Annotated in this window: 16 protein-coding genes; 4 read left to right on the top strand and 12 right to left on the bottom strand. The window is 33.6% G+C overall.

Annotated elements, in window-relative coordinates:
• Positions 1-103 precede the first annotated feature (103 nt).
• The 9 genes from AC3WTA_RS24035 to AC3WTA_RS23995 form a co-directional block, all read right to left on the bottom strand.
• The gene (locus AC3WTA_RS24035; RefSeq protein ID WP_098049149.1) at positions 104-415 is read right to left on the bottom strand and encodes a hypothetical protein; all 312 of its coding nucleotides are present in this window, start codon (positions 413-415) and stop codon (positions 104-106) included.
• Between the two features lie 109 nt (positions 416-524).
• Positions 525-911: a DUF3887 domain-containing protein gene (locus tag AC3WTA_RS24030; RefSeq protein WP_098116173.1), complete on the bottom strand. Its 387-nt coding sequence runs from the start codon at positions 909-911 to the stop codon at positions 525-527.
• Between the two features lie 2 nt (positions 912-913).
• On the bottom strand, positions 914-1,591 hold the full coding sequence (locus tag AC3WTA_RS24025) for a YhfC family glutamic-type intramembrane protease (protein WP_098091331.1): 678 nt from the start codon (positions 1,589-1,591) through the stop codon (positions 914-916).
• Between the two features lie 89 nt (positions 1,592-1,680).
• Positions 1,681-2,997, bottom strand: a complete 1,317-nt coding sequence (locus AC3WTA_RS24020; protein ID WP_098116171.1) for a GHKL domain-containing protein — start codon at positions 2,995-2,997, stop codon at positions 1,681-1,683.
• Positions 2,997-3,731: a LytR/AlgR family response regulator transcription factor gene (locus AC3WTA_RS24015; protein ID WP_000021622.1), complete on the bottom strand. Its 735-nt coding sequence runs from the start codon at positions 3,729-3,731 to the stop codon at positions 2,997-2,999. Before AC3WTA_RS24015 ends, AC3WTA_RS24020 begins: the two co-directional genes overlap by 1 nt.
• Before the next feature lie 178 nt (positions 3,732-3,909).
• Entirely contained in the window at positions 3,910-4,488 is a 579-nt protein-coding gene (locus AC3WTA_RS24010) for an HAD-IA family hydrolase (protein WP_001024257.1), read from the bottom strand.
• Positions 4,489-4,511: 23 nt separating this feature from the next.
• A complete protein-coding gene (locus AC3WTA_RS24005; RefSeq protein WP_064475647.1) occupies positions 4,512-5,093 on the bottom strand; it encodes a kinase in 582 nt (193 codons plus the stop codon).
• The gene (locus AC3WTA_RS24000; protein ID WP_070168914.1) at positions 5,093-5,635 is read right to left on the bottom strand and encodes a GNAT family N-acetyltransferase; all 543 of its coding nucleotides are present in this window, start codon (positions 5,633-5,635) and stop codon (positions 5,093-5,095) included. Before AC3WTA_RS24000 ends, AC3WTA_RS24005 begins: the two co-directional genes overlap by 1 nt.
• Before the next feature lie 14 nt (positions 5,636-5,649).
• Entirely contained in the window at positions 5,650-6,033 is a 384-nt protein-coding gene (locus AC3WTA_RS23995; RefSeq protein ID WP_001049874.1) for a VOC family protein, read from the bottom strand.
• A gap of 283 nt (positions 6,034-6,316) precedes the next feature.
• On the opposite strand from AC3WTA_RS23995, the gene AC3WTA_RS23990 reads away from it, so the two are divergent.
• Positions 6,317-6,565 carry a hypothetical protein gene (locus tag AC3WTA_RS23990; protein WP_000433607.1) on the top strand — a complete coding sequence of 83 codons (249 nt, stop codon included), beginning with the start codon at positions 6,317-6,319 and terminating at the stop codon, positions 6,563-6,565.
• 324 nt (positions 6,566-6,889) lie between these two features.
• On the opposite strand, the gene AC3WTA_RS23985 is transcribed toward AC3WTA_RS23990, so the two are convergent.
• Both AC3WTA_RS23985 and AC3WTA_RS23980 read right to left on the bottom strand, forming a co-directional pair.
• Complete coding sequence (locus AC3WTA_RS23985; protein WP_000448680.1) at positions 6,890-7,426, bottom strand: DUF2812 domain-containing protein; 537 nt, start codon at positions 7,424-7,426, stop codon at positions 6,890-6,892.
• 7 nt (positions 7,427-7,433) lie between these two features.
• On the bottom strand, positions 7,434-7,751 hold the full coding sequence (locus AC3WTA_RS23980; protein ID WP_000991836.1) for a PadR family transcriptional regulator: 318 nt from the start codon (positions 7,749-7,751) through the stop codon (positions 7,434-7,436).
• Positions 7,752-7,954: 203 nt separating this feature from the next.
• On the opposite strand from AC3WTA_RS23980, the gene AC3WTA_RS23975 reads away from it, so the two are divergent.
• The 3 genes from AC3WTA_RS23975 to AC3WTA_RS23965 are packed head-to-tail and all read left to right on the top strand — an operon-like array spanning position 7,955 to position 11,128.
• Positions 7,955-8,884, top strand: a complete 930-nt coding sequence (locus AC3WTA_RS23975) for an AAA family ATPase (protein WP_070168915.1) — start codon at positions 7,955-7,957, stop codon at positions 8,882-8,884.
• Positions 8,881-10,044, top strand: a complete 1,164-nt coding sequence (locus AC3WTA_RS23970; RefSeq protein WP_070168916.1) for a DUF58 domain-containing protein — start codon at positions 8,881-8,883, stop codon at positions 10,042-10,044. Before AC3WTA_RS23975 ends, AC3WTA_RS23970 begins: the two co-directional genes overlap by 4 nt.
• Positions 10,019-11,128 (top strand): DUF4018 domain-containing protein, encoded by a 1,110-nt coding sequence (locus AC3WTA_RS23965; RefSeq protein ID WP_070168917.1) that lies wholly within the window; start codon positions 10,019-10,021, stop codon positions 11,126-11,128. Before AC3WTA_RS23970 ends, AC3WTA_RS23965 begins: the two co-directional genes overlap by 26 nt.
• A gap of 57 nt (positions 11,129-11,185) precedes the next feature.
• On the opposite strand, the gene AC3WTA_RS23960 is transcribed toward AC3WTA_RS23965, so the two are convergent.
• On the bottom strand, positions 11,186-12,643 hold the full coding sequence (locus AC3WTA_RS23960) for an MFS transporter (protein WP_001186934.1): 1,458 nt from the start codon (positions 12,641-12,643) through the stop codon (positions 11,186-11,188).
• Positions 12,644-12,781: the final 138 nt, after the last annotated feature.

Raw genomic sequence — 12,781 nt, 5'->3', positions numbered from 1 at the left:
CCCATAAAAAAATCCCCTCCATAGTAAACAGGTTAGTGTTCTTTCTTTTTCCTGTCTACTATAAGGGGATCATATCAGTATGAAGGACTCTTTTTATTCGGTATTATGGCGCAAAACTAACTCGACCAGTCAAAACTAAAATAATTGCGATAATCCAAAATATAAAGAAGGATAAGGACAGTATTAATGAAAGAATAGCAATCCCCTTCTTCTCTGTTTTTTTCGTCATCGTAATGACAGAAAGTATGATACCTGCAACAGTGAGGGCAACTGTAATATAATCTCCCACTATATTACCTGCATTCGCTATCCTTGTTGGCGTTATAAAAACGAACAGAAAACATAAAATACCGATGAGTAAAGATATATAGCTTATTATGCTGTACTTCTTTTTAGGGACTATTTCAGTTTTCATACTAACCCACCCCCTTCTCTATAGCTATGAGTTCATATTAGCACAAATAACCATAATTTGGTTAAAACAATAAAAACAGCTACAGCGGAGACTTCCACTGTAGCTGTTTTTATTTAATAAATAAACCTACTATTTCTTCTTTATCATTATAAGTTATAATATATGTCCGTTGTTCCTTGCTATACTTTGCTACAAGAATAACAGTATAAAGACCATCTTTTTCTTCAATCGATTTTTTCTCAATTTTTTCGAACGTTCCAGCTTTCTCAATTACAGGTGTAAGATCTTTCATTTTTTCTTCTGGCAATCCAGCTTTCATTTTACTATCAAATTTTTCATGCACGTCTTTATACTTCGCCTCATTTAATAATGATACAATTTCTTCCGCTTTCGGAATAAATTTTTCCGACGTACTTTCATCTACTTTATTACCGGTACATGCTGCAAGTGCGAACGCCGCGATAGCACTTATAATAATAAGTAACACTCTTCTCATTTTCATACACCCTTTCTTTTTAAAATAAAACTATAGCTAAAAACGACTAAAGTACAAATTGCTATTGAAACTTCTGACATAATGATCCCGTTTTTCCCTGGTACATATAGAGATATAATGCCAGCTAAAGCATTTGCGGTCCCATGGATGAGAATTGCATATACAACATAACGGAATTTCTTTTGGACGACAGCTTGTAATACAATGAAGGAAAGTCCAATATGCAATATCATCGCGAAGATGCGCTCAATACCGCCGAAATAATAACCGTCACCATTTTGAATGACTGTTTGTGACAATAATAGAGATATTACCGGGATACCAACTATCAACACTGCCTCAATACCACCATGCCCTGCTCCAAATAAAAAACCAGACTGCCAATCTCGTTGCTTCATAAAATAACGCATTGCAATAAAACGAGCTATCTCTTCAAAAATGCCAGCTGATAAACTAAGCAAAAGTACAAATAATACAGGCTGCATTACTGAAAACATTTGAAAATCTATGCTAGTTCCATTTACATAATTCAGTATTGGTATGCGAATCAATATTTGTGATACAACAAAAGCCAATACGCCTAACATATAAGGAATATAGCGTTTCTTCCAAACAGCATATAAAAGTGCTACAAGCGGTAAACCAAAGCTAATCATTGTTGTAAAAATAAGACCATTCATCTCGCTTCACCTCTTACTTAAAGTGTATATAAACGAGTGAAAGAAGTATGTAGTTCTTTCCTATTCGGTTTCATTTTCATCATAGATGGTCATTTCATCTCTTTTAATATGAATGTTTGCGTGAAATAAGGACTTACATAAGTTGTTTCTAACGTCGCGTTATTTGTTTTATTCAAAATCCGTTTTAACGAAAATAGCCCGTATCCTCTCGCTCCTGCTTTACTTGAATGGTTTTTCTCATAAATTTTTTGCAAATCAATCGCTTCACTCTTTGAACTATTACGTACGATAAAATATTGTCGTGAATCCAATTCAAAAAATGCGATTTGCAATATCTTTTCCTCACTATGTACTGCCTCTTCAATTGCATTGTCTACTAAAACTGAAATGATGCGAATAAATGAAATGATCGTCATCGAAACACTTTCAATGCTCTCCGGTATATCAAGCATTACTTTTATTTGATGCTGCTGGGCAGTGCCAACTTTCGCCCTTAATACACTTCTCACTTCAGGAATATGTATACGAGATAATTTCGCAATATCAAGTTCATGATCATTTATTGTTTTTAACGTAGGAGCTATAACATCATAGTACACTTGCTCAATTTCTTTCACATTTTTCGTACGTATTCCCTCTTCTAACGATAGTAATACATTCATATAATCGTGACGGAAACTAGCAAGCTCGTCATGCATATCCTCCAATTTCTCCACATAATCTAATAACTCTTTATCTAAGCGTTTTTCATGCTCTTCTTGTAACTTTGCTTTCGATAAATGTGAACTTATAAGTACTATAATGACTAATAATAAAAATACAATAATCGCTGAAATATAACTTAATTCACTGTATTGTCGATTTAATTGTGCTAAAAACGCAGTAGATGGCTGAGTTAAGATTAATTCAATAATAAATCCGGCAATTAATAATATATAAGTTACATAGTATAGCCGACTACCTACTATATATTGAGCAATTTTTCGGATTCTTTTCCGAGCTACAAAAATACCGATAAAAGTAAGGGTTGATACGATAAGATGAATCATGCTACCTGTCCATAAATATAAATTGAATGGCGTTAACATAAAGGTTTTCATTCCTAAATCAAATAGCAACATTTTCACTAACGTTATAATTACCATACTCACTAGTGCAAAATATACATTATGCTTAAATTTCAATTCATTTTGCATTAATCCTAAACTTATTAAAAATAACACAATAGTACTATTCAACTCTGGGTATCTCGTTACTGTTACGACAATAGCCAGTAAAATAATGAATACTGCACTTAAAGCTATTAACATTCTAACTGACAATCTGTTGTACCGGATTAATTGAATGTATAAAAACGTATGGCTTATACTAGTAAGCAGTATTGCAAATAAATCATAAATATACATTACATCTCACCCTTTAATATGTTACGTACTTTACTCAATAAACGACGTGATACTGGAATACGTTTCCCGCTTTTTAAAACTATCATTTTTTGCTTCGCATCATAAGAAGACAGTTGCTTCGTATTCACGATATATGATTGATGACAACGAAATAAACGTTCATCTACTAATTCAATTTCTTTTAAAGTCCCGTAAAAATAAACGATTCGATCTAACGTCACTAATGCTAAACGGTGCGGTTCATCAGTCATAACATATTCAACTTCATGAAACGGAACCCGTACAGTCGCATTACTATTTTCAACGATAAAGTCATCGGACGGAATAATTTGCTTATTACGCGCTTCATACTGTAGTAAACATTGTTCAAAAACGTTACGCCTCTCCTCGTATGGCAACCCTTTATCAATAAAAGTTAAAGCTGATACCATATATTGATATGAAATAGGTGCAAATTCAGAATGCGTCGTTACAAACACAATAATTCCTTGTGTATCATACTTTCGTATCTCTTGTGCCACTTGTAACCCTTTACGCTCTTCTCTTTTTATCTCTATATCTAAAAAATAGATTGGGATATACTTCGCCTTAGGAATGTTTGTAATAATGTTTTCACTTTTACTAGTTACCTCTATAAAATCAAAAGGCAACATATACTCCTCACAAATCTCTTCAACTAGCCGCTTCATTTGCTGTGCTTGTATGACATCATCTTCTAAAATGAAAATACTCATGTGATCACTCGCTTTATTGAAATCTTTTCATCTATAGATTTATCTATAACTATATAATTCAAATCGTTATACCAATCTCCTCCTAATTACTAGAAAGTATTAATTTTCTATAGTTTTTATAAAGCATAGAAAATAACCTCTACTTTCAAGCAAAAAGTAAAGGTTTTATTTGAATTATTTATAAAATAACCTCTCTATCAATCACTACGTTAAAAAATTCCGAGTAATGCGATAAAGAATAATTCGCTACATCACAGTTCCCTTGAAACATACATGTTGAAATACCTAATTCTTTTGCAGGTAATAAATCTAATTCTCTATCACCAATAGCTAAATCAATATTGTGCTTTTTATGCAAATGATCATAAGATAAAGCGTTCGGTTTTCGGGGGAAACCATCGTCAATTGTAACCATGTCTACGAAGTATTTGTTCCAGCCGTAATGATTTAATATAGATAATACCCCCGCTCTATCTTTATGAGTCATAATGACATTTTTATCGGCAAACTTTAATATCTCTTCCACTTTTTCAAATGGTTTTATATCTTCTATCATAATGCGACTCTCTAATACATCAATTTCACTTAATTGTTTTTTAGATATTTTATAATAATCAATTGCGTGAGAAAATGAAACCTTTAACTTTGTATAGATTTCCTCTTCACTTATTTCCTTCCCTAAAACTTGAGAAAGAATTTTTGTATAAACTGGATACGTATCAAATAACGTCCCATCAAAATCCCATAAAATATTCATTCTGTTCTCCTTCTATTTTCCAATCATTGTATGACTAAATCCGCCCGATCCTTCGGCAATTCCGTTTCTAAGTAAAAACCCTCTGCTTTCCAATACCTATTCTCAAACTTTGAAAGGTTCTTCTGCGTTTCCGGACTCTCCCGAAGAAAACGTGTCTCTCTTGGACAATCTAAATACACCATATAATGAAAGAAATCTCTCCACTCTTTTCGCTGTAGAAAAACACCTTCAATTACAATTACACCTACTATGGGTATCTGTACTTTTTTCATCTCACTTGAGTCTGTCTCATTATTATAGAACGGTAATTTCAGTTTTGTTTCATTTTGTAACTTCTGAAAAAACTTCTGCCGAAGCGACTCAATATCCCATTGCAAATAATAATACTCATACCATTCTTCATAGCCAGTATGATATCGTTTATTACGCTCTACTATATGATCATCAATATGAAAAATATGAAACGGGATGCTTTCTTGTTTCATATTTTCCTTTAAGTTTGTTACAAATGTTGTCTTTCCCGATCGACTTAAACCATCTATACCTAAAATGAATCTATTTTCTTTATGCTTCTTCATAATATTTATAAGCTCGTTTGTATTCATTACTTCTTCCACTCTTCTTTTAATAACGAGTATAAAATTGTATCATGAGCAACTCCATTTTGAATCATATGTTTTCGAAGTAATCCTTCTTCTTGAAACCCTGCTTTACTTAATAATTTTTGAGAAGATTTATTTTCTACATATACAACAGCTGCAATTCTTATAAGTTGTAACGTTTCAAACCCGTAACCTAAAATCGCCTGTAACGCTTCCGTTGCATACCCTTGTCCCCAATATGTATCGTCTAATTCATAACCAATTTCAGCTCGCTTATGATGCTTGTTTATTAAATGAAATCCGCACGTTCCGATTAATTGGCCCGTGCCTTTTTTCTCAATTCCCCAGCGAAATACACTTCCCTCTTCATAACGATTTTTAAACGTTTGAATCGTTGTTTTCGCTTGCTCAATATTTTCGAAAGAATCCATCCCGAAATAACGTATAACAGATTCTTTTGAGAAATAACGGAACATTGTTTCTGCATCTAACAGTGTTAATTCTCTTAATAATAAACGTTCTGTTTCTAGTTTCGGAAACTCCATCTCTTTTTCTCCTTCTATTCTAATGAACTGCAAATTTCAATATAATTCCCATCTGGATCGGCAATGTATGCAATTGTTTGTCCCCACGGTTTCACAATTGGTTCAACTAAGATCTTAATTCCTTGCTCTCTAAATTGTTCGATTGTTTCTTGTACATGATCAACAACGAATCCCAATTCAAAATGAGAAGATTGTAACTCGCCTTCTGTAAGTGGTAGTCCTGTTAATTCTTTCACATCTTGCCTCGTGTTCATCGCTAAAATTGTAGAACCAGTATTAAACTCAATATATGTACCATGCTCTGCTTTTATAGGTAACTGTAAAATATCTTTATAAAATCTTAAACATTCTTCAAGCTTTTCTACATATAAAATGATGTACTTCATTTTTAAATTCATTTTACATCCTCCTTTATATCCATCCCTAAAATTTCGACAAATGTCTCATAAAAACCTTGTTTCGTATAGCAACGAGCACAAAAAAATGAGGCCGATTTCTCGGCCCCCCAGCTTATTGGCATAAAACAGGAGATTTGGTTTGGACATAACCAGTTCGTACTCTTAGTATATTTTATTTTTTCTGAATTTTGAATACTTTAAACACCCATTTATATTGAGAAAGTTTTTTTGCTTGCATAAAATTAATGAGTTTAAGAAATGCTACAAATGGAGGTGTATACATATGGAACCAATGCTATGTCCAAGCTGTAAAACGAACCGTACTCGCTTTAATATTCTTGAGCAACAAGTAAAACCAGTCAAGTTAAATCCACAAACTGGTCAAGTAGAAGAGGAATACACAAATGAAAATATGAATGCTTTTCATATGGCTTATCAAGGACCAACATACAGAGTCCAATGCGCTGTATGCGGACTCGTTGAAAATCCAGAACAATTTATTAAACCTGCTCAAAATCAGTCTTTTTCTTAAACATTTTTATTACCCCCTACCAATTTTCTGTAGGGGGTTTTTCGATTTAATATGTTAATCAAAAAATGTTTTTCTTCCTTATTATAAGTTACACCCCACACCTCTTTAGTCATCTTTTATTTTTTTGATCTTCGATATGAATCATTTTTTCTTCATTTATTATTTTTGGGTTATTTGTGGTTCTTCGTAACTGTTAATTCTGTGCCTTTATATAGATTTTTATTATATAAAAAAGAGTGAACAAAAATACAATTATATAGAAACAAAAGAAGTTGATCCCGGTATTTCCCTACAACATCAACTTCTTTTTAACTCTACTTTTTATTATAATATTTCACTTTTTAATTTCTTAATTTTCCAAGTGAGTCTTATAAAGAAGTATATCCACATACAACCTGTAAGACCCGTCATAGCTTTCGCCCACATTGGCACTCTTGATTCCATCGGGCTTATAAATAGATTGTACATTGATGGTAATATAGCTGCTAACATAATAACAAAGAATACTAATAACTCATTTAGTTTTTGTATCCTCGTCTCCTTTTCTGAGTAAATATCAGGCAATTCATTTACTTCTTCTACTTCTTTACAAAAATAATTCCATCTTGTGAAACTTGTTACACGTTCCCAACCTGACATTTCATATATTTCGAAATACTCCTGTTGTTGTTCTTTCGAATCTCTATAAACTAATCTAAAATCAGCTTTGTATATTACATCTTTTGGCTCAGTTTTCTTAAACGTATACATTAAATTATATTTTTGTAATGCCCAACCTTGCTGATGCATCTTTCGTAAAAAAGCTTCTTCTTTTTCTAAATTCCATGCCGTAAAAAACTTAAATACCCTTTTAGTCTCCATCTTCCATTCACTCCCCTAAAATACTATTCCCATTCCTTACAGATCTCTGCAACCTGTTATACTCTAGCTCTAATACTTCTTTACCAAGTAGCGTTAACTCATAGCACTTCTTTCTATCTGTAGAGGCCACTTCAACTATTAACTTCTCTTTTAGTAACTTTGTCGTATTCCCATATAAAGTACCTGGACCGAGCTTTACTTCTCCATTTGTCATCTCTTCTACCATTTGCATAATTCCGTAACCATGCATTGGTTTCACTAGTGATAACAATATGTAATATGTCGCCTCTGTTAACGGAATATATTTTTTCGCTTTCGCATTCATTATAACCACCTCCGATACATCGTTACCTGATATATCGACTAACGATACATCGTATATCGATATTATATAATCATATTCCAAAATATGCAAGGTAATTTAATAACTTAATATCTATTTCTTTAAATCAAAAAATCGTATCAATTTTCTGAATAATTTGTTAAAATACAGAAATATCCGCTTATATTTTGAAAGGAATGATACATATGATAAATAAATTGAAAGAAAACATAGGATCGGTTTTTGTAGGCAAAGAAAATGTTATAGATTTATTACTCGTTTCATTGCTTGCTGATGGACATGTACTGCTTGAGGATGTGCCTGGTACGGGGAAAACGTTACTTGCGAAAACACTTTCTAAAAGTATTGGTGGTAATTTTTCTCGCGTCCAATTTACACCGGATGTACTACCGAGTGATGTAACAGGTATTGAATATTTCAATCCGAAAACGAGTGAATTCGAGTTAAGACTTGGGCCAGTCATGACCAATATTTTGCTTGCCGATGAAATTAACCGCGCTATGCCTAGAACACAGGCTAGTTTATTAGAATCGATGGAAGAACGACAAGTAACGCTTGAAAAGCAATCTACTCCTCTTCCGAAACCGTTCTTTGTTATTGCAACGCAAAATCCAATTGAATCACAAGGAACGTTCCCTCTACCAGATGCACAGCTTGATCGTTTTTTAATGACAATTTCAATTGGTTATCCGTCTCCAGAGGATGAACTACAAATGATGCGACGTTTTCGTAGCGATGTACCACTAGAAAGTGTCACATCTGTTATTTCTTTAGATGATATTTTAGAAGCACAGAAACGAGTAAAAGAAATTTTCGTATCAGAACCGTTAGAACATTACATTATTAAACTTGCTCACGCTACAAGAAATCATGATTACATCGCCAATGGTGTAAGCCCGCGTGCCACATTAGCTTTAGTACGCGCAGTTCAAGCACTAGCCTTTTTACGCGACAGAGAATATTGCACGCCAGAAGATATACAATTTTTAGTTCCTTCTGTTTGGAATCACCGTATCGTCTTATCAATGGAAGGTGCATTACGTACGACAAAAAATGAAATTATGCAAAGGATTTTTAAAGAGGTTGACGTACCAGTGGAGATTGAACAAACATGAATGGACAGCGCGTTGTAACTGTACCTTTATTTTTCCAACTCCATATTATTCAACTAACTGTCCCAGGCGCTATACTATTTACATTTTTTATGCCACAACAAATCATTATGTTTCTCTTTTTCTTCTATTATTTATTTGCGATTTTCATTTATAAATATGTCGCTTACATAGAGAAAACATTTGAAGTCGTAAATGAGAAACAAACTACTCGGCTTTTTCCTAATGAATCTGGGCAGTTTTTTATTCATTTAAAAAATGGAGCAAATATACCACTCGTTAACGGTGTTTGTTATTTTCATTTAAATCCGTCACTACTACCACAAAATGATCAAGGAATTGAACAAATATCAAAAACACTATTCTCTTTCCCGTTTTCACAACCTGCTCATTCGGCGCAAAAGTGGGATTTAACATTAACCGCAACGAAACGTGGTGTGTTTCAAATTGAACAGTTCGAATGTGTCTTGAAAGATACTTTTCATCTTTTAACTGTGCATTTGCCCATTTTTGATAAATTAAGGACTGAAATTATTGTGTACCCTTCTCCTAAAAAAGTAGCAGGCCTACAAGAACTACAGCAACTTTTAAACGGATCTTATCGAACGAATTTTTCTTTTTACAATGATGAAACATCTATTATTGGAGTTAAACGATATGAACGTGAGTCTTTCCGTTCTATTCATTGGAAAGCATCTGCTAAAATGCAATCATTACAGGCGAAGCAATATGAGCCTGTAAAAAATTATAGTTGGACGATTTGTCTTTCATTAGCTGCTGATCGCGGGTTTGGTTGGAAAGATAATATAGAAGACCTTATTTCATTTGCAACATACATTTGTCAATACGCAACGAAGCATCAAATACCGTTTGAACTATTTATTAGTGTATTAGCTGAAGGTGGTCCTCTGCACTTACCATTAAACGAAGGGCAAACCCATTACGGAATATCTTTAGAGGAATTAGCGCGTATTTCAGATGATAGTACGTTACTTCCGAAACAAGGATTTCTTCATTATGTAACGAGAAAAAGAGAACGATCGTCTACAATGATATACATTGGTTTACAGAGAAATGAACTCCCTCTTCTCTCTCAGCCTACGTTTCTCATTAATAACGAAGGGATGGTGGAAAAGCTTGAAAACTTGGCTTTATCACGTTAATGACTTTATTCTGCTGCTCCTCCTTTCGTTATTAACGGAAAGAGATGAACTCATCGGTATTGCTATATTTTTAGCAACAGGCTATATGGGAGTATTTCTTATCCATAAACTAATGAAGAAAAAAACAACAGGTTTTCTCATACTGTTACTTACTCAAATAATCGGTTGTTCTCTCTTTCTCTCTTTCTCTCTATTTGGCACAATAATGTTACCTCTTTTCTTCTTTATCGTACATGTAGTCGGACCAGGATATCCAGTTCAAAAATCATTAAGCGGTATTGTTTGGTTTGGTGTTTCAGCTATATTTTATGCGCCCTTTCCACCTTTGTGGAAACTGTTGCTGTTAGTAATACACATTATGATTACATTTTGGTTAACTGGGGCTAATCGTAATCAGCAGTTATTACGTTTCGCTTCTCTTATTACGATTGGAATAATTAGTGCTTTCCTCATTCCTATTTTCCCATACATTCGGCTTCTTTTTTCTTATGCCGTACAAGTAGTTGCTTTAGGATTTGGATACGCCATTAATCCGTTATTTTCGGCAGCTGAATCAAAAGAAACAGACGATTTTTGGTCGAATAAAGGGAATTTAAAGGATCCTCAAATTAAGGATGACTTTGGACAGCGTGCTTTTGATCCAACACTCATAAATAGCATTACAATAATAGTATGTACAACCATTGCTATTTACGTCGTTTGGAAAATAATAAAAAAACGAAAATATTTAAGTTTACCAAATATGCCTGCCTTCGAATCTACTATTATCACTGACAAAGAAGGAATGAGTTTAAAACATTTTAAACGAAACAAACCACCACATAACGAAATTCGAAAAGAAATTTTTAAGCTGGAGAGTAAATTAACTCCTCCTTTAAACAGAAAACGAGGAGAAACTATTGAAGCATGGTTAGAAAGAATAAATAGTGAAGAAGATGTAAATATTGAGAGTCATATTATTGTAAATGCTTATAATACAGTGCGTTATTCAAATGAGGAAAACACTGTACTTTTGCGTGAATTTAAGGAAGAGATTCATAAACTTTACTTGTATCAGAAGAGTTTGAAGAAAAGAAAGAAATAACATAACAAAAAAGACTCCTATTTTCATAGGAGTCTTTTTATACTTCTACATTACTTTTTAAATTGAAGCGTTTTTCCCTGCTTCAATTTCTAACGACTCTTCATGCCACCAAAGTGTTTCTTCAGGGTCTTCTTTAGCGATTAGGTGTGCTTCCTTTTTCGTTTCAACTGTAGGATATGAACCTTTAAGCGCACGTCCTGAAGTTGTAACGAATAATACACTAAATACGACTAATCCAATAATACTTACACCTGCTAAATAAAATGCCGGTGCAAGTGGGTTACCGGTTGCATGAACTAAGTATGAACATACGAGCGGTGTTGTTCCACCGAATATAGATACAGAAATATTAAATGAGATCGAAAGTGCTCGATAACGTACATCGGTGAAGAATAGTGATGGTAATAATGAAGGTAATGTTCCCTCATACACACTTAGGAAGAATCCTAATACGAAAATACCTGCAAATATAGCAGCAATATGTCCGTTACCTATTAGTAAAAATGCTGGAATTGCAAATACTGTTAAACCAAGTAAACCAATTTGCACAACACGTTTATTACCAATTTTATCACTTAATTTACCGAAATAAAGTGCCAGTGGAATCATAAGTGCCATCGTAATAGAAATAATTAATAAGCCAGTTGTTTCTTTGACTTTTAATACTTGAGTTAGATAAGAAGGAATATACGAAAGAATCATATAGTTTGTAATGTTAAAGAAGGCAACAATTACTGTGCTTAATAAGAAGTCTTTTTTGTGATATTTTAATATATCCATAAATGAAAATTGTTCGTTTTCTTCAGATTCCTCTTGTGCTTTTTCCATCTCTTCAAAGATGGGAGATTCATCTAAATGACGGCGTAAATATAAACCGACCAAACCAATTGGTGCAGCTACTAAGAAAGGAATACGCCAGCCCCAGCTGAGCATTTGCTCATCTGTTAACAATAACGTCAAAATGGTAACAATTACCGATGCAGCAATGTAACCTGAGAGTGTTCCAATTTCAAGACCACTACCGAGTATACCACGCTTTTTATCTGGAGAAGATTCTGCGATATAAACCATTGCTCCTGAATATTCGCCGCCTGTAGAGAAGCCTTGAATCATTCGGGCAACTAAAAGTAGTATTGGTGCCCATACACCAATTTGTTCATAGGTTGGTAGTAATGCGATGAATAATGTAGAAAGTGCCATTAAAATAATAGTAGTACTTAACACGATTTTTCGGCCGTACTTATCTCCTATTCTACCAAAGAATACACCTCCGATTGGTCGAACGAGAAAGGCTGCTGCAAATGTACCGAATGTAAGTACAAGTTGCAATCCACTATTATCAACACCTGAGAAGAATAATTGACTTAAGATAACCGCTAAATACGCGTATAATCCGAAGTCAAACCACTCCATTGCATTCCCTATACCAGTAGCAATTACTGCTTTCCTGGCTTGTTTAGGATTGACAATATTAACGTCTTGAGGTTCAAAATTTAAATCATTATTTTGTTGCATATAATAAAACAGCTCCTTATTTAATTTAACTTCTTTAAGCACACCTTCTCTTATTGAATAAATTAATTCGAAGCACTTAAGGAAAATTAATGTCTCCTTATCTGTTATTATTGTTTCACATAATTAATTATTTGTCCA

Source organism: Bacillus sp. EB106-07-01-XG149, assembly GCF_058791555.1.
The sequence above is the reverse complement of the archived record's forward strand: the minus strand, read 5'-3'. Positions and strand labels throughout refer to the sequence as shown.